We start from the raw sequence: 17833 nt of genomic DNA on the forward strand, positions 1-17833 counted from the left end.
GCCGGTGAAACAGATGTCAATAATGAAACGGGAAACTTTGCCTGAAGAATATATTCCCTATATACGCTACATCAACCAACATGTCGTTGCTTTAAATTCACGCTGTTTAATGGTTGTGATGGCTGTTGAGGGTATAAATTTTGACACTGCGGATATTGATCAATTAAATTCTTTACACAACCAATTAAACACCCTTTTAAAAAATATCGCAGACGAACGGCTTGCTTTATATTCTCACATCATCCGCCGCCGTGAAACGATATACCCAGAAGGTCACTTTCTTTCATCTTTTGCAACAACATTAGATGAAAAATATAAAAAGAAAATGGTTTCGCAAGAACTGTATAGAAATGATCTATTTATTTCACTGCTTTGGAATCCGGCAGCGGATAAAACAGAAAAGCTGGTTTCATTTTTTCAGCGCTTGAGCAAAGCGAAGAAAACACAATCTGAACCCGATGAGGAAGCTATTCGTAAACTCGAAGAGTTAAGTCAAGACCTTATGCAAGGTTTAGAAGAGTATGAAGTCCGTCTGCTATCAATCTATGAACATGAAGGTATTTTATTTTCTGAACAAAGTGAATTTCTCCACCAGCTGGTGGGGGGAAGACGTGAGCGTATTCCTCTCACATTTGGAACTATTGCTTCAACGATTTACTCGGATCGTGTTATTTTTGGGAAAGAAATTATCGAAATTCGCCATGAAAGTAATGAACGCTTTGCTGGCATGTTTGGATGGAAAGAATACCCTTCTAAAACACGCCCTGGTATGACTGATGGTTTGCTTACGGTACCATTTGAATTCATTTTAACACAATCCTTTGTCTTTAAAAGTAAGGCGGCCGCCGGTGCGATTATGAGCCGCAAGCAAAATCAAATGATCAATGCAGCTGACCGTGCTAGTTCACAAATTGATGCACTCGATGAAGCGCTAGATGATTTAGAATCAAACCGTTTTGTTTTGGGCGAGCATCACATTTCTTTAGCTGTTTTTGCTGATCATCCCAAAATATTGTCTGAAAACTTATCAAAAGCACGTTCCCATTTAACCAATGGGGGAGCCGTAATTGCCAGAGAAGATTTAGGATTGGAAGCAGCATGGTGGGCACAGCTTCCTGGAAACTTTAGCTATCGTGCGCGTTCAGGCGCCATTACCAGCAGAAACTTTGCCGCTTTATCGCCCTTCCATTCTTTCCCCGTTGGCAAACTGAACGATAATGTTTGGGGGGCTGCTGTCGCATTGCTAAAAACACAGGCTGGTTCACCTTACTATTTTAATTTTCATTATGGCGATCTTGGAAATACGTTTGTTTGTGGCCCATCGGGATCTGGTAAAACAGTGATTGTTAATTTTCTTCTTGCACAATTACAAAAACACAATCCAACTATGGTTTTTTTTGATAAAGATCAAGGAGCAGAGATTTTTGTACGAGCTGGAGGAGGGAAATATAAACCTCTAAAAAATGGGCAGCCCACAGGGATTTCTCCCTTAAAGGGCATGGAATACACTGAAAAAAATAAAATCTTTCTTCGTAATTGGATCTTAAAGCTGGTAAGCGCTGAAGGGCAAATCGTAACAGAAGAAGAGCGACAAGATATCGCCAAAGCCATCGATTCTTTAGAAAACTTACCCCCAACACAACGTTCTCTTGGTGCACTTCAACTGTTTTTTGACAACACATCAAAAGAAGGTATCGCCATACGACTACAACGCTGGATTAGGGGCAATGATTTAGGGTGGGTTTTTGATAATGATCAAGATGATCTCAATTTAAACGCACAGTTCATTGGATATGACATGACCGATTTCTTAGACAATGAAGAAATTCGGCGCCCCTTAATGATGTATCTCTTTCACCGCATTCTTGATTTGATTGATGGGCGGCGCATCATTATTGTCGTTGATGAATTCTGGAAAGCTTTGGAAGATGATTCATTCAAAGCTTTTGCGCAAGATCGGTTAAAAACAATTCGTAAACAAAATGGCATGATGCTCTTTGCAACACAAAGCCCTAAAGATGCTTTGAACTCAACAATCGCGCACACAATTATTGAGCAATGCCCCACCCAAATATTTTTTCCAAATCAAAAAGCAAATTACAATGATTATGTCGAAGCTTTCAAACTTACTGAGCGTGAATTTGAACTGATACAGTCAGAATTAAGCAGAGAATCTCGCCGTTTTCTCGTCAAACAAGGACAAAGTTCCGTCGTTGCAGAACTTAACTTACGTGGAATGAATGATGAGATCGCCGTTTTAAGCGGCACAACAAAAAACATTGAACTCATGAATGAAATTATCAACGAATATGGAGCAGACCCTGACAAATGGCTGCCCATATTTTATCAAAGGAGAAAAAATCAATGAAAAAATATGGCTTAGTTACACTGTTATCTTTTTCTTTTATTTCTCATGCAATATCACAAACGACACCCGATGCGGATGAATATTATAAACAAGCACTCGAGAATACACAAAAATTAGATGCTGCAAAATCAGAAACAGCTGAAAGCGTATATAAAACTGCAACTGAAACTGCAAAAAAAATTAAAGCAATAAGTCATCAACTTGAACAACTTAAGTCACAAACAGATATAACAACAACAGAAGCTGTAAAAAAACCTAGCCTTGAAGAATTGCAGAAGCTTCAAGCTCTTCAACAAGAGCTTCAAGTAAAACTTTCTCTTCTTCAAGCCGATCTTCAAGTGGCTTCTCTAAAACTTCAGTCTCTTGATATGATTCAAGCAAGAGATACGAAAACAAAAGACGAAATGCGTGAAGAAAAGGAACAACAAAAACATAAATACCTTGAGGCACAATTAAAAGAAAAAGAAAAACAATTAAAAGAAAAACTTGAAAGTACGAGTACAAATGTCAGACTTTAGTTTTTCTCCATTTGAAAGCATTTCTGGGTATATTTTAACCCCTCTCGATAATGTGATGGACACAACGGTGAGAGGGTTATCTTCTGCTATTTCAGCGCCCTTAAATCTCGCCGCAATCATTTTTATCTTTCTTTATGGCTATAATGTTATGACAGGTCGCGTTGCGCTTTCCATGCATAGTCTTCTCAATAATGTTGTTAAAATCGTTGTTGTGACAACAATGGCAACGAATGCGGATACATTTAATACTTATGTCAAGGATATTTTCTTCAAAGATTTATCCAATGCTATTGGAAATGCGCTTAACAGCAATCCTGCAAGCTCCAATGTTTTTGATTATATTTTGTTAAAGGCAAATACTCGCTATCAAGAAGTTTTATACAACGCTTGGTTTTTTGAAAAGATCGTTGTGGGGCTTCTTGGTTCTATCATGCTTTTAGCCGTTATTCTTTTTTGTATAGGTGGTTTTATTGTGCAAATGTTTGCACAAGTTGCACTCGTAATGATTATAGGTCTTGGTCCTCTATTCATTAGTTTATATTTGTTTAATGCAACGCGAAAATACACCGATGCATGGATTACAACTTTGATCAATTTTACCATTTTACAGGTTCTCGTGATCATGCTTGGAACAATTATATGTCAAGTTATCCTACAGGTTCTCAAAGTTTCATATGAATCAATCTATGTTCTTTTCCCCCCTGTCCTCGTCATTTCGATCATAGGGGTTATTATCTTCCGTGCGCTTCCCGGTATTGCAACAGCGCTGGCCTCTGGCGGACCATACTTTAACACTGGTGTCTCTTCAGGAGGACAGGTTTTCACAATGCTTGCCAATGGTGCAAGAACGAGTGCGAATACAGTAAAAAATGCCGCTTTACAAATCTCAGGTGCTGCCGGTAACGCTTCTAAAGGTGCGGCAGGCGCGGCAGCAAAAGCAGGAAGATCTGGAGGTGGTCGTGGTCGGTTTTAAGATAAAGCACCTCTTTAAAAGAATAAGCACTTTTGTTTTAGCCTTGCGTGCGCCCTTTGGCGCACGCGCCATGGTCCTGTTCCAGATAAGACCTAACATCTCGGGTCTTACAACAAAACCAATCAAAGTCTTGCATCACATAGACTTGTAAAAGTGTCCAAAATAAAGGCTCTCATGCATTGTATTCCAAGATATTTGTGAGTTCAAAAAATGAAACGAAAAATAACTTTTGTTATGGTCCTAACAATCGCTCTTACTGGTTGCGCCTCTTTGAGTGGCCCCAAAAAACCACCACGCTGTAATGGCAAACATACACGTGCTTTAAATAAAGATAAGTGGAATTGGGACAATCAAAACGTTGTCCACCCAGAAAAGAGCGTAAAGACTGTTACAACTCCTATCATTCTCAATACTTTGGAAAGTGAAAAAGCAACAGCCAATTCAGCTTTATTAAAGCCGGTTATTCATGAAGCACGATCTGATAAAACTGTGGAGGTTACGCGTGAAAAGTGATGCCCTTGAAGAATATATAAAAGAAGCCCGCTCATTTGACATTGATCGCATGCATAGCATGCGCGTGCGAATGAAAATTTCCATGGCTTTAACAGTGCTTTTTGGATTGATGACGATTGCGCTGGCTTTAGCTGTCGCAGCTTTGACGCCTTTGAAAACGGTAGAGCCTTTTGTTATCCGCGTTGATAACTCAACAGGCATTATTGATACTGTAAGCGCCCTCAAAGAATCCCCTAACGACTATGATGAAGCGATAACGCGTTATTTTGCCAGCCAATATGTTCGTGCCCGTGAAGGTTTTCAAGCATCCGAAGCAGAAAACAATTTTCGCTTAGTTTCTCTTTTATCTTCTCCAAAAGAACAAAACCGTTTTGCAAAATGGTACGCGGGCAATAATCCAGAAAGTCCGCAAAATATTTATCATAACATGATTGCTACCGTCACAATCAAATCAATCTCTTTTATAAGCAAAGATCTTATCCAAGTTCGTTACTATAAAACGGTCAGAGACTTTAATGAAAAAGAAAATATTTCCCATTGGATTTCAATCTTAAATTTTTCCTACGTGAACGCACACATTTCAACATCTGACCGTCTCATCAACCCACTTGGTTTTCAAGTATCGGAATATAGATCTGATCCAGAGGTGATAAAATGATCAGACTTTTACAAACAATCTTTTTAATTTTTACGATTACTCTCAGCTTTCACACAGTCCTCTCATTTGCGGAAACAGCGCCTGTCAGTGCACGTAAAGATAACCGCATCAGATTTGTCAATTATGACCCTTACAATGTTGTGCAAATCATTGGCTCCATTCGCTCTTCAGTTCAGCTAGAATTTGCCGACGATGAAGAAGTAACCTATGTAGGAATTGGAAATTCCGTTGCTTGGCAAGTTGCGCCGGCTGGTCACTTTGTTTTTCTCAAGCCGCGTGAAGTCCAACCTGTGACCAATTTACAAATTGTCACAAGCCGCCAAGATGGTACACAACGCTCTTATCAATTCGAGCTGCAAGTCCGTGAAGGCGATGTTTCAGCCGGCAATGAGACGTATTTCTTGGTAAAGTTTCGTTATCCAGAAGATGAAGCCTTACGTAAGAAATTAGCCGAAGCAGAAAAAGCAAAACAACGTGAAGAAAACTTTGTCAATGATGTTTTAAATATCCATGAAGATTTTGGACCACGCAATTGGGCTTATGAAGCCCAAGGCTCATCCCTCATTGAACCTGCGTCTGTCTATGACAATGGAAAAACAACAACCTTTACCTTTTTAGGCAACATTGAAATCCCTGCCATTTACATTGTATCGCCTGATGGGCAAGAAGCGCTTATTCCCAAATCGATTAAAGGCAACAAAGTTATTGTTCATGCAACAGCTGCACAATTCACGCTACGGCGTGGGAATGAAGTATTGTGCATCTTTAATAAAAGGTTCGTACCAGAAGGAATTAACCCTGAAACAGGTACGACATCACCATCTGTACAACGTAAAGTGAACCTAGGAAGCAGCCATGAATAACGCCGTGGATGAAAAAAGCATCAATGATCGCGATACAATAAAAAATGCTCAAGGAAAAAGTCAACAGAACAATGTAGGGAAAGCTATTGCTCTTATTATTCTTTTCAGTGTCTGTCTTTATTTAGCCTATTCAACACTTGTTACAGAAAAAAAACAACCAATTGAATCTTCAAAAGAAGGAAAAGTTATAAAACAAACAGAGCTTTTTCGCCCTGCAAAGCCTACCCCCTCCCCCCTTGAACAGCCTCAACGAAATAACGCTCTATTGCCAAAAGTCGAGCTACCAACACCAAACATCAATCAATTAAATTCTGATGACTCACTTCTGGAAGCAGCACAACGTGCTCCTGTATTAGCTTATGCAAATACACAACAAGGCAAAATAGATTCACAAACAAATAATGGTGTATTGCCTCACCAACTTGAAAGTAAACCTGATGAAACGACACAACGTTTTAATCATCTTCTCAAACCCACAGTGCTTGAAGGTATTCGTGCTTCAACCCTTGGCAATCGAAACTACATCATCGCGATGGGAACTTCTATCCCTTGTATTTTAGAAACAGCCATCAACAGTGATCAACAAGGTTTTGCCAGTTGTATCGTCTCCAGAGATATCTTATCAGACAATGGTCGTGTTGTCCTTCTTGATAAAGGTACCCAAATTGTTGGTGAATATCGCGCCGGCTTGAAAAAAGGCCAAACACGTCTCTTTGTGCTATGGAATAGAGCAAAAACCCCTAATGGTATCATTATATCCTTAGCTTCACCTGCAACAGACAGTTTAGGGCGTTCTGGTATAGATGGAGATATTGATAACCATTGGCTCGAGAGGATTGGATCTGCGCTTCTTGTCTCCCTGATAAAAGATGCGACAAACTATGCCAATAAACGTTTATCAAAAAAACAGGAAAAAGAAGAAACTGAAACAATCTCTTCAGGACAAAACATCGCAAACATTCTCGTAGAAAATTACGCCAATATTCCTCCAACATTATCCAAAAACCAAGGGGAAATGGTGAATATCTTTGTTGCCCGCGATTTGGATTTTTCCAGCGTCTATAAATTGAAAGTCATCGAAAATAAAAAACAGATTACCAATCGAGCTGTTTCAAGAAACTTTTACAAAAATTCTGTGATACCTTTAAAATGAACTCAAACTTACATACCATGAGCGATGAAACCATCGCGATTGTTCTCACAAAACTTGAACCCATCCGTGCTTTTTTGAAAGATGAAAGTCTTTTTGAAATTGTTATCAATCGTCCCTATCAAGTAATGACGGAAGGTATTGATGGATGGAAAACAATAGAAGCACCGGCTCTCTCTTTTAATGAGCTTATGGGGATTGCGAAAGTTGTCGCATCCTATTCCAAGCAAAACATATCAGACAAGAATCCAATATTATCGGCTACTCTGCCAGGTAATGAGCGCATTCAAGTTGTTATTCCGCCGGCTGTCGAAAAAAACACGATTAGTATGACAATTCGCAAACCATCATCGCAGAGTTTTTCTCTCGAAGAGCTCGCGAATAAAGGTCTGTTTTCACTGTGTGAACAGATATCTTTCACGCCATTGAATGATTATCTTTCTCGTTTTAACGAACTCAAAATCATCGAGCATAACTTAGCTCATGCCTACTGCAATAAAGACTTTGTCTCCTTTTTAAATCAAGCTGTAAAATGCCAGAAAAATATTTTAATTGCAGGAAAAACTGGTTCGGGTAAAACAACATTATCAAAAGCATTAATCGCCAAAATTCCTCAAGAAGAGCGTATTATTACCATTGAAGATACACAAGAATTGGTGATACCGCACCCTAATCATGTCTCGATGTTCTATTCAAAAGATGGACAAGGCTTAGCCTCTGTTGGTCCCAAAGAGTTGCTTGAATCATCTTTACGGATGCGTCCTGATCGTATTCTTTTGCAAGAACTTCGAGATGGTACAGCCTTTTATTATATCCGCAATGTCAATTCAGGTCATCCAGGTTCCATTACAACGGTTCATGCCTCAACAGCCCTTGCTGCCTTTGAGCAAATGACCCTTTTGGTCAAAGAAAGTGACGGAGGAGGTGATTTAGAGCGTGATGATATTCGAGGACTGTTGATTTCAATGATTGATATCATCATCCAATGCAAACGGGTTGAAGGAAAGTTTAAGGTCACAGAAATTTATTATGATCCCTTCAAACAACGAAACATCTTTGGAGGAGACTAAAAGAAGATCACATCGGTTGCTAAAGGCTCTTTTAAAGCAACGATTGCACATAAAAGGAAAAATGCATGAAAACCAAAGCAACAGAAAACAGCGAAAACCTTTTACCTATGACAGTAGAAGAATTAAAACAACGCCGTGAAGCGGTTGAAGCAGCCATCAGCACCCATGCAATAGAGGGAATAGCGCTACATTCCAAAACGCTAAAAATTTTAGAAGAATATGCAAGGGGGAATATTTCACTCGAGGAATTTAATACTCTCATGGACAACGTAACATTATAAGGAAGCTACGATGCCGAAAGCAAAAGAAAAAACAAAAAATATACAGACAGTTTCTCCTCATCATTATGTCTACCCGAACACCACAACACTCAAAAATAAATATGGAATAAAAAACTTTAAATCCTTTCTGGAGAAATGCTCGCATGATACAGCAAAAGCGATGGTTAATCTGCGTGCAGCCCCCCTACCAGAAAAATTTGATACCTCCTATCTATGCTCTATTCATTATCAGTTATTTAAAAATACCTTTGAATGGGCTGGTCATCTTCGCCATCTTCCCTTTACATTTGAAGATGGTACCACAGCCGCTATGCCCGAAATGAAAAGAACAGGATGGGAAAATCCTTTTGCACTCGGTGATGAAATCCCTGAAGGTTTACAAAAATTAGATCAAACACTTGCCGAAAAAGATAATTTGCAAGGCTTAACGCGTGAGAAATTTAACTCTGAAGCAATAAGTTTATTTAACTTCCTTAACCAGCTCCATCCTTTTAGAGAAGGCAACGGACGTACACAACGGGTCTTTTTTGAAAAGCTCGCTCAAGCAGCAGGCCATCAGCTTGATTTTTCACTTGTTACAAAAGAACGCATGATGCTCGCCAGTGTTGCTGTAGCAGAAAATGGTGATCTAGAACCAATGCAACATCTATTTGAGGATATCTCTAATCCCAATAAAATACTTCTTTTAAAGGAATTCATGAACAACATGAAAGAACTTGGGCGCAATGTTAATGATCGTCCCGTTATGGTTGCAAAAGAAGGTGAAACCTACACAGGAATGTATAGAGGTGCTGGTTATGATAGCTTTGCATTCAATGTGAAAGGGGCTTACATCATCGGCAATAAAGAGCATCTCACACCAGAACAACTCAAAACATTAAAACCCGGTGACAAATTTACCTTTACAGTTCCAAAAACAAAAGAGCTTGAAAGCATTCTCATTCCAGAAGAAAGATTAGCTCCTTTGACAGAAAATAAAAAAGCCGAAATGGTTGCAGAAGATTCTTGCGTCCACGCAAGCTTAAAACAGGTCCAGAAATTGGCAAAAATTGTTTATGGTAAAGAAAAAACATTAGATAAACAGATGCTAGAGATCATCAAAAATCCAAGCTTAGGCCAACAGCTCGCCAACCAGATTGAAAGAGCACCGCACTCTGTTTCTCATCTTGCAGGTTTCAGTTTATGTGGACTACAAAATCAAGCACGTGCAAACGCTAAAAATCATCTTGAGATGCTCTGTACTACCGTTGCAAATTTCGCCCATGCTGTAAAACATGCGGAGAAGGAAATTACTCAAGAACATGCAACAGAACAAAGTCGTCGTGCAAAAATAGTAAAAATGCCAAGCAAAAGCTTACAAGAGCTCTTCACCTTGCCAAAAGAATTACAGCAAGAAGCTTTAGCAAAAAATCCTTTACTTCAAAAAGAGCTTACCGACTTTGTAAAAAACATCAATAGCCGTCTCTCACTAACTGAACATAAAGCTGTCAAAAATAATGAGTATGAAACACTGGCTCAAAGCATTGGTGTATCAGAAAATAAAGCCAAACAAATTACACAAACCGTTAAGCAAGCCAAAGAGCTACATCAGCAAACACAAGTATGCACAATGCATCGTTCCAAAGCATTTGCTATGGCTTGCTAAGAATGGATAAAAGCTTCCTCCTTTATAAGAAGGGCTCATAAACGAGAACTGTTTGGCGTCATCTGCGCTTTTTCAAAAAAGAGAGAGTTTAATATCACACACCTGAAAAAAGAGCTTTTCGCAGCATCGTCTGATAGAATTGAAAGTAAATACAATGAAATATACCAAGACACAAATGGTACTCATTTTAACACCAATCGCTTTAGGTGCTTTAACGATATTCTTTGTTCCTCATTTTTTGTTGTTTATAACAAATGGACTAAAGAGCAATCAAATTTATTGGACACTTCGTTCAGAACCTTTACTAGTCTTAGCACTAACAGCTGCTGTGTCATTGTTTTATAGTCTCTCGCAAAAGCTGCACTTACGTAAAGGAATTACTTTCGTTTCCCTTATCTTTTTTGGAACCGCAGCTCTTTATTATATTGGTGGAGAAATAAAACGTTTAAGTCCCTATGTTGGACAACAAGGAATAACGTGGAACTATGCGCTTCAATTCATGGACCCCATGGTTGTCTTTGGCATCATCATTGGTGTTTTTTTTTCCGTTATTCAATTGATAACAACCTCTCCACCTAAAAATAAGGTCAGGCGAGCAAAAAAAGGTGTGTTTGGTGAATCCGCGTGGATGAATTTAAGAGAGGCAGCGAAAATTTTTCCTGCCAATGGGCAAATTGTTGTGGGTGAAAGATACCGTGTTGATCAAGATAATGTGTGCAAAATTCCCTTTGCACCTGGCAATAAAACAACATGGGGAAAGGGTGGGACGGCCCCTTTGCTAACCTTTAATCTTGATTTTGGCTCAACTCATATGATCTTTTTTGCTGGTTCTGGTGGCTATAAAACCACAAGTACAGTAGTTCCTACGTGCTTAACCTATCCAGGGTCTATTATTTGTCTTGATCCTTCAACAGAAGTTGCCCCAATGGTCAAATTTGCGCGTCAAAAGATGGGGAATAGAAATGTCATTGTTCTCGATCCCAATTCATTTTTAACAAAAAATTTTAATGTCATCGATTGGCTTTTAGACGACAGCGTACCACGAACACAACGCGAAGCAAATATTGTAAGCTTTTCTAAGTTGCTTCTTACAGATAAAAAATCAGACAATTCTTCAGCGGAATATTTCTCGACACAAGCTCATAACCTTTTAACAGCTCTTCTTGCTCATGTTATATTTTCTGATGAATATAAAGACAACGAGCGCAATTTAAAAACATTGCGTGGAATTCTCTCTCAATCAGAAACAGCCGTTGTCAATCAACTACGTATGATTCAAGAAACAACACCTTCTCCTTTTATTCGCGAAATGGTTGGCATTTTTACAGAAATGGCAGAGCAAACCTTTTCAGGAGTCTATACAACCGCATCAAAAGACACTCAATGGCTTTCTTTGTCCAATTACGCAGATCTTGTCTGCGGAGATGATTTTTTTTCCTCAGATATTACAAATGGCAATACAGATGTTTTTCTCAATCTCCCCGCAAGCATTTTAAACAGTTATCCAGCTATTGGACGCGTGATTATTGGCGCCTTTCTCAATGCCATGGTTACAGCAGACGGTAACTATAAAAAGCGTGTTTTATTTGTCTTAGATGAAGTTGATCTTCTAGGCTATATGAATATTTTAGAAGAAGCGCGCGATCGTGGACGTAAATACGGTACATCCTTAATGCTTTTTTATCAATCTTCTGGTCAGTTGGTCAATCACTTTGGAGAAGCTGGAGCACGTTCATGGTTTGAAAGCTGCTCCTTTGTCAGCTATGCTGCCATTAAAGACTTCCAAACTGCCAAAGACATTTCAGAACGCTGTGGACAAATGACCGTTGAAGTAACCGGAACAAGCAAATCAAGAGGCTTATCTTTAGGAAAGGGTTCATACAACGTCAATTACCAACAAAGAGCTCTGATTTTACCCCATGAAGTTATTCAAGAAATGCGTCAAGACGAACAAATTATCCTTATGCAAGGACAACCTCCTTTGCGATGTGGTCGCGCTATCTATTTCAGAAGAAAAGAAATGTTAGCCGCAGCTGCAAAAAACCGCTTTGCCCCACAAAAGAAAAACTAACCTCCTCTTATGAGATCTTGACTATGAAAAGAACAAAAACAATATACATTTCTGTTTTTTAAAAGCCCGTTAACAAAAAGTTTTTACCCGCTTCCTCACACACATAGGGAAAACATGATAAAAAAAAATCCGTGTTTTTTCCTTTTTGTATTTTGTGTATCATTTTACCAGCGCCCATCGTCTTTATAAAAAACACCAATCCCCTCATCAAATCACCTATAACTAAACCAACATCTCCACTGAGGAAAGTCTGCAAATACATTCCTCCAAAGCTTTTTGTGTATAATTTGTCCCCTACAAACAACCCAAAATTTAATCTTTGAGATAAGAACTCTCAAGACACCTACATTCAAGAACATCGACTTTTCCAAAAAAAACATTTTAGATATACATCAAAATGAATAAATCATCCTTATACAAGCTTTTCCCCCTTTACGATATCATAAAGTGTTCTACTTTAATGATAAAGCGCTGAAAAAAGGCCTTTCTCCCCAACCAAAGAAAGGGATTCCTCTCTTATGGATCTTAAAGAAGCACAATACGATAAGAGCAACAATCAAAATAAAAAACAATTTGTTTTAAACATGCGCAAACGAGACGTTCATATGGCAAGATGTTCGTATGGAGCAATAAGAAAAACATAATGGAGAAAGATTCTTGATGACTGCTTTTGCCCATAGATTCACTAATCTAAGTACTGTGTATGAAAAGTACCAACTCCATCCGCAAACCAAGAGCGATTGCACCCGCCATATCCACGATCTTCATCAAAGCGCTCTTACAAATAACTTTATCAAAAGAAAAAAACCAACAATTTTAAGCAACGTTTTTCTTTTTGACCTCTTCCTTACACCTCAAAGAATGGAGTTTTTTCCAGAGTCAACTTGTAGATAATCCATTTTCTGACCACTCATGGGATTCATACCAGCACCTTCAATACCAGTATTTTACAGCACAACAGGATAATAAACAAAAAGAAACACCAAAAAACTTTCAAAAGTATCACAAAACGATTGATACAACTATCCATACACTTGAGGAAAAAGCGCTTCCTCTCATAACACCAAAAATCTCAAAAGAATACGCGAAGGGGAATTTTTCACATGCAGCGTTTAAGACGCTTATCAACCACCACCCTACCTAGGAGAGATTATATGTTAGAGCAAAATTATCTATATAAAGGTACCCTAACACTCAAAAATAAATATGGCATAAAAGACCCCAAAAAACTGTATGAACGCTGTGCCCATGATACCGCCAGAGAAGCCGTCAATTTTCGCCACGAACCCCTTCCACAAAAATTTGATTCCACTTATTTAAAATTAATTCACTGGAGCCTCTTCCACAAAACTTTTGAATGGGCTGGAAAAACCCGCGATACATCCTTTACATTTGAAGACGGCACCTCTGCCCATATGCCGGCGATGCGTCCCAAAGGTTATGAAGTTCCTTTTGCTATCGGACCGCAGATTCAAAAAGAACTAAAACAACTCGAAAAAACACTTAATGAGAAGAACAATTTAAAAGGTTTATCGCGCCAAGAATTTGCTGAAAGTGCCGCTGAAGTTTTTATGGCACTCGAGCACGCACATCCTTTTAGAAAAGGGAATGGGCGCGTCAATCGAATGTTTATGGAAAAACTTGGACAAGCAGCAGGACATACCATTGACTTTTCTTTCATCACAAAAGGACGCATGACAGCAGCTTGTATTGAAGCCATGCAATATAGCAATCCCCAACCGATGAAAGATCTTTTTGAAGATATCACGCATCCGCAAAAATCCCTTGTTTTAAAAGGATTCATCTCCCAAATGAGAAATGCTGGACTGGATGAAATTAACAATCGTATTGTTGTTGCCGCAAAAGAAGGGATCCCCTATGATGGCATCTTTAGAGGTTTTTCAGCAGAAGGTTTTGTCATGGAAGTAGAAGGTGCTTTCGTCGTCGGCCACAAAGATGATCTCCCCCCAGAACGCGTCAAAACATTACAAAACGGGGCTCGCCTCTGCTTTCAAAAAACCAACGTTCAAAACTTAAAAGAAACACTGATTCCAAAAGAGACATTAGCACCTCTCACACATGAAGAGTTATTCACAAGAATTTCAAATGATCCTTATGTTGAAGCATGCCGAAAAGAAATCGAAAACTTATCAAAGATTGTTTACGGTAAAGCCCACACCTTAAAGACGAAAATGGATATCTTAACGGCAGATCCAGGCTTAGGAAATCAGTTTGCCGATGAGATTTTACAAAACCCTCAATCAGTTTCTAAACTTGCAGGAAGAAAAATACTTGGCATGAAAAGTTCAAATCGTAGACAGGCAGAACAAACTGCTCCACAACTCAGCCAAGCTCTTAAAAATTATGCCACAATAACACAACAAACAAAAGAAGAAGTTTTAGAGCAACATCAAAGAGAACAAAAACGCCTGAGCCACACTGTCAAAACACCTGGAAAAAATTTACAAAATCTGTTTGCCTTACCAAGAGAACAACAAAGAGAAGCTTTATTGCATTCTCATTCACTGCGACAAGAACTCCATTACTTTTCGCGCCAACTACACAATCGCCTATCCTCAGACGATCGTAAAGCCATACAAGCAAAAGATTATACCAGACTAGCTTGCCTCCTTGGGACATCGGAAAGCAAAGCAAAAGAAATTGTGAATACTGCAAGGAACACCAAAGAAGCACAATATCAAGCTCCAACCTTAAAAGTTGATCGCTCTTCATTACTTGCTCTTACCGGCTAAAAACGCATGAACTTTTGCCTTCCAACTAACTCTTGGCGCAAATCATTTTGCCTCCATTGCACTTAACCAATTGTTTTAAAATGTTACAAAAAATAGTCCTAAAAATGAATTCTGTAATTTACTATAACTTATTGATAATATTTCATAAAAAAAACTGTATGAAAGACATAAATGTCCACTATATATCAATATGAATAGCGCGAAATCTTTGGAGGTCATTCAATTCGATATCTTCCTTGTGTCTTGAAGTTATCAAAAAGTGGGGAATGCGCCAAAACCAAAGAGGTTTTCTAAAAATATTGAAAGGAAACAGCCATGAAAAAAAGTCACCCAACCGCTTCTACCAATGTAGAGGGACCAAGTCAACAAGTTGACCAACGAAACCTAGGAGCTCCTAATGTAGAAGACCTCTACGCAAAGGTTAATAAACGTCCCAAAGAACAGCGCACCTCACCTCAATATACACTTCAACAACCACCAGAAACGGTCTATGCTCCCAAAAAGCCACTTGAACAACAAAACCTAGGAGCTCCTGGTGTAGAAGACCTCTATGCAAAGGTTAATAAACCACCCAAAGAACAGCGCAACCCACAACAATATACACTCCAACAACCACCAGAAACGGTCTATGCTCCCAAAAAGCCACTTGAACAACAAAACCTAGGAGCTCCTAATGTAGAAGACCTCTACGCAAAGGTTAATAAACCACCCAAAGAACAGCGCAACCCACAACAATATACACTTCAACAACCAGAAGAAACAATCTATGCTCCCCAAAAACCACTGGGAAATCCCTATGACAGACTTGGTGGAAGATCAAGTGATGGGCGACGTACCGACAAACTCGTAGATCCCTATGCAGTAACCGATCTGGAGGCAAAAGGTTGGCAAACATCCCCCTACGACACAGTTGGTGGAAGTGCACAGGGTAGACATTCTTCCTATGAACCAGAACATCTCTATGCAGAGCTTGAAGTTGTTGAAAGTGGTAGTCTCTCTCCCCAAAAATCACTCGAATCTGTCTATGCAACGGTTGGCATGGGAGCTGAAGGCGGGCAAGAGTCTGAACAACTAGAAAATCCCATATATCAAGGCGTTGGCTCAGGCAAAATCTCCCCTCCCAGAACCCCAAAAGATGTTGTTACAACAAAGCTTTTACAAAATACAAACTTTCAATATGGTGTAAGAGAAATCCAAGAGCGATGCAGAGTTGTTTACGGTAACGAGCATGCTTTGAATGGACCACTTGCGAAGATCCTTGATGATCCTCAAAATGCAGAACAAATCTTATGGGACCTTGCAGAAAATCCTCAAAGCGCTGGTAAGCTTGCAGGTCACAAAATACTTGGTGTAAAATCTCCAAGCCGCAGAGAAGCTGAAGAGGAGTTTACCCACCTTTGCTCAGCTCTTGAGAGACATATACATAACACACAAAAGCTTCATAAACAATTTACACATGAACATGAAAGAGGTCAAAAACACGAAGGTCCAGAAAGAGACCCAGAACACAGACATCACCACCATCATCGTCATCATCACACAAGAGGACAAGAACAAAATAGTCCAGAGCACAGTCCACAACGACAAAGACATGCCGAAAAAGGAATGGCTTTTGCCATGTAAGTGAGTCCCCATAAAAGTACATAAATTTTTATTTTTCATTGAATTTCTTGGCGCAAATCGTTTCATTACGATTGCGCCAAGAGTTGTTTTAAAATATTACAAAAAATAGTTCTAAAAGTGGATCCGTAATTTATCATAATTTATTGATAAAATTTCATAAAAAAACTGTATAAAAGACACAAAGGTCCGTCACACTGATCCTGAATAGCGCGAAATCTTTGGAGGTCATTCAGTTGGATATCTTCCTTTGTACAAAAGTTATCAAAACTGAAAGTGGGGAATGTACCAAAGAGGTTTTCTAAAAATATTGAAAGGAAACATGCATGAAAAAACATCATCCACACCCTTCTGCAAATCCAGAATCCCTCTATGCAACAGTTAATAAACCAAACAGAGGAAACCAGCGCGGACCAACCAAAGCAGAAGAAGTTCTATACGCATCAGTTAGCAGTATTTCTCCTTCAAGAGGTAGACACCATCATCAAAGAAGAGAAGATTCTGAAACAGACTATACAGAGGTTGCTCCCCCAAAACGCGAAGCTGAGGTTGCATACGCATCCATGAGCAGTATTTCTCCTTCAAAAGGTAAACACCATCATCAAAGGCAGAAAGATTCTGAAACAGACTATACAGAGGTTGCTCCTCAACAAAGAGGAAGGCCTTCATCTTCCCTCAAAGCTGAGCAAATAACTGTTATACTTTTAAAAAACCCACATGTCCAAGCATATGCAGAAGAGGTCGTGCATTGGGGTAATGTTGTTTATGGTAACGACAACCTTTTCCAGCAACACTTGCAAGGAATACTTACAGATCCCCGTAAAGGAAAAGAGCTTTCAAATCAACTTGCTGAAAATCCTGAATCTATACATAAACTTGCTGGCCGCTCCGCACTTGGCTTAAAAAGTCAAACACGCAAAGCAGCTGAAGACGGCTTTAAACCGCTCGTTGATGCTCTTGATGGTTATACAAAGGCTGTAACAGAAGCAAAGGAGAGGCTTTTGCAAACCCCTCAAGCAGAGCAAAGACACCATCAAGAAAACTCTCAGCAAGTTGAGAGACACCATCATCGTCATCATCACACAAGAGCGCAAAACCAGGAGAATCCAGGGCACAGCCCACAACGACAAAGACACGGTATGGCTTATGCCATGTAAGGGGATATAAGTATAAAGACGATAGTTGTTATTTTTCGTTTAATCTCTTTTTCAGTGAGTTTCTTGGCGCAAATCGTTTCGTTACGGTTGCGCCAAAAATTGTTTTAAGATGTTACAAAAAAGAGTCCTAAAAATGGATTCAGTAATTGACTATAACTTACTGATAAAATTTCATAAAAAAACTGTATAAAAG

General features: G+C 39.1%; 14 protein-coding genes. All 14 read left to right on the forward strand.

Annotated features, from left to right (window positions below; all coding sequences use genetic code 11):
- Positions 1 to 13: 13 nt before the first annotated feature.
- The 14 genes from ACFIJP_RS06455 to ACFIJP_RS06520 all read left to right on the forward strand — a co-directional run bounded on the left by ACFIJP_RS06455 (position 14) and on the right by ACFIJP_RS06520 (position 17640).
- On the forward strand, positions 14 to 2368 hold the full coding sequence (locus ACFIJP_RS06455; protein WP_375626425.1) for a VirB4 family type IV secretion/conjugal transfer ATPase: 2355 nt from the start codon (positions 14 to 16) through the stop codon (positions 2366 to 2368).
- Positions 2365 to 2886: a type IV secretion system protein VirB5 gene (locus ACFIJP_RS06460; protein ID WP_375626381.1), complete on the forward strand. Its 522-nt coding sequence runs from the start codon at positions 2365 to 2367 to the stop codon at positions 2884 to 2886. Before ACFIJP_RS06455 ends, ACFIJP_RS06460 begins: the two co-directional genes overlap by 4 nt.
- Positions 2873 to 3859, forward strand: coding sequence for a type IV secretion system protein (locus ACFIJP_RS06465; protein WP_375626427.1), 987 nt, complete (start codon positions 2873 to 2875; stop codon positions 3857 to 3859). The genes ACFIJP_RS06460 and ACFIJP_RS06465 overlap by 14 nt, the downstream gene beginning before the upstream one ends.
- Positions 3860 to 4069: 210 nt before the next feature.
- Positions 4070 to 4372, forward strand: coding sequence for a type IV secretion system protein VirB7 (locus tag ACFIJP_RS06470; RefSeq protein WP_375626383.1), 303 nt, complete (start codon positions 4070 to 4072; stop codon positions 4370 to 4372).
- Positions 4326 to 5030, forward strand: a complete 705-nt coding sequence (locus tag ACFIJP_RS06475) for a virB8 family protein (RefSeq protein ID WP_273788313.1) — start codon at positions 4326 to 4328, stop codon at positions 5028 to 5030. Before ACFIJP_RS06470 ends, ACFIJP_RS06475 begins: the two co-directional genes overlap by 47 nt.
- A complete protein-coding gene (gene virB9 / locus ACFIJP_RS06480) occupies positions 5027 to 5893 on the forward strand; it encodes a P-type conjugative transfer protein VirB9 (protein ID WP_375626385.1) in 867 nt (288 codons plus the stop codon). Before ACFIJP_RS06475 ends, virB9 begins: the two co-directional genes overlap by 4 nt.
- Positions 5886 to 7046, forward strand: coding sequence for a type IV secretion system protein VirB10 (gene virB10, locus ACFIJP_RS06485; RefSeq protein ID WP_375626387.1), 1161 nt, complete (start codon positions 5886 to 5888; stop codon positions 7044 to 7046). The genes virB9 and virB10 overlap by 8 nt, the downstream gene beginning before the upstream one ends.
- Positions 7043 to 8113, forward strand: coding sequence for a P-type DNA transfer ATPase VirB11 (virB11, locus tag ACFIJP_RS06490; RefSeq protein WP_015856713.1), 1071 nt, complete (start codon positions 7043 to 7045; stop codon positions 8111 to 8113). Before virB10 ends, virB11 begins: the two co-directional genes overlap by 4 nt.
- A gap of 65 nt (positions 8114 to 8178) precedes the next feature.
- Positions 8179 to 8394: an antitoxin VbhA family protein gene (locus ACFIJP_RS06495; protein ID WP_015856714.1), complete on the forward strand. Its 216-nt coding sequence runs from the start codon at positions 8179 to 8181 to the stop codon at positions 8392 to 8394.
- Between the two features lie 10 nt (positions 8395 to 8404).
- The gene (locus ACFIJP_RS06500) at positions 8405 to 10039 is read left to right on the forward strand and encodes a BID domain-containing T4SS effector (protein WP_375626390.1); all 1635 of its coding nucleotides are present in this window, start codon (positions 8405 to 8407) and stop codon (positions 10037 to 10039) included.
- 154 nt (positions 10040 to 10193) lie between these two features.
- On the forward strand, positions 10194 to 12110 hold the full coding sequence (gene traG / locus ACFIJP_RS06505; RefSeq protein WP_375626392.1) for a Ti-type conjugative transfer system protein TraG: 1917 nt from the start codon (positions 10194 to 10196) through the stop codon (positions 12108 to 12110).
- Between the two features lie 1154 nt (positions 12111 to 13264).
- Positions 13265 to 14863, forward strand: coding sequence for a BID domain-containing T4SS effector (locus ACFIJP_RS06510; RefSeq protein WP_375626394.1), 1599 nt, complete (start codon positions 13265 to 13267; stop codon positions 14861 to 14863).
- 315 nt (positions 14864 to 15178) lie between these two features.
- A complete protein-coding gene (locus tag ACFIJP_RS06515) occupies positions 15179 to 16486 on the forward strand; it encodes a BID domain-containing T4SS effector (protein WP_375626396.1) in 1308 nt (435 codons plus the stop codon).
- Between the two features lie 323 nt (positions 16487 to 16809).
- Positions 16810 to 17640 carry a BID domain-containing T4SS effector gene (locus ACFIJP_RS06520; RefSeq protein ID WP_375626398.1) on the forward strand — a complete coding sequence of 277 codons (831 nt, stop codon included), beginning with the start codon at positions 16810 to 16812 and terminating at the stop codon, positions 17638 to 17640.
- Positions 17641 to 17833 lie beyond the last annotated feature (193 nt).

Origin of the sequence: Bartonella sp. MU37NMGALS, from assembly GCF_042194015.1 — a bacterium.
Taxonomy (GTDB): domain Bacteria; phylum Pseudomonadota; class Alphaproteobacteria; order Rhizobiales; family Rhizobiaceae; genus Bartonella; species Bartonella grahamii.

Bases quoted from the DNA above. Each gene is read 5' to 3' on its own strand.
- ACFIJP_RS06455 (WP_375626425.1), top strand. From the start codon at position 14: ATGTCAATAATGAAACGGGAAACTTTGCCTGAAGAATATATTCCCTAT.
- ACFIJP_RS06460 (WP_375626381.1), top strand. From the start codon at position 2,365: ATGAAAAAATATGGCTTAGTTACACTGTTATCTTTTTCTTTTATTTCT.
- ACFIJP_RS06465 (WP_375626427.1), top strand. From the start codon at position 2,873: ATGTCAGACTTTAGTTTTTCTCCATTTGAAAGCATTTCTGGGTATATT.
- ACFIJP_RS06470 (WP_375626383.1), top strand. From the start codon at position 4,070: ATGAAACGAAAAATAACTTTTGTTATGGTCCTAACAATCGCTCTTACT.
- ACFIJP_RS06475 (WP_273788313.1), top strand. From the start codon at position 4,326: ATGAAGCACGATCTGATAAAACTGTGGAGGTTACGCGTGAAAAGTGAT.
- virB9 (WP_375626385.1), top strand. From the start codon at position 5,027: ATGATCAGACTTTTACAAACAATCTTTTTAATTTTTACGATTACTCTC.
- virB10 (WP_375626387.1), top strand. From the start codon at position 5,886: ATGAATAACGCCGTGGATGAAAAAAGCATCAATGATCGCGATACAATA.
- virB11 (WP_015856713.1), top strand. From the start codon at position 7,043: ATGAACTCAAACTTACATACCATGAGCGATGAAACCATCGCGATTGTT.
- ACFIJP_RS06495 (WP_015856714.1), top strand. From the start codon at position 8,179: ATGAAAACCAAAGCAACAGAAAACAGCGAAAACCTTTTACCTATGACA.
- ACFIJP_RS06500 (WP_375626390.1), top strand. From the start codon at position 8,405: ATGCCGAAAGCAAAAGAAAAAACAAAAAATATACAGACAGTTTCTCCT.
- traG (WP_375626392.1), top strand. From the start codon at position 10,194: ATGAAATATACCAAGACACAAATGGTACTCATTTTAACACCAATCGCT.
- ACFIJP_RS06510 (WP_375626394.1), top strand. From the start codon at position 13,265: ATGTTAGAGCAAAATTATCTATATAAAGGTACCCTAACACTCAAAAAT.
- ACFIJP_RS06515 (WP_375626396.1), top strand. From the start codon at position 15,179: ATGAAAAAAAGTCACCCAACCGCTTCTACCAATGTAGAGGGACCAAGT.
- ACFIJP_RS06520 (WP_375626398.1), top strand. From the start codon at position 16,810: ATGAAAAAACATCATCCACACCCTTCTGCAAATCCAGAATCCCTCTAT.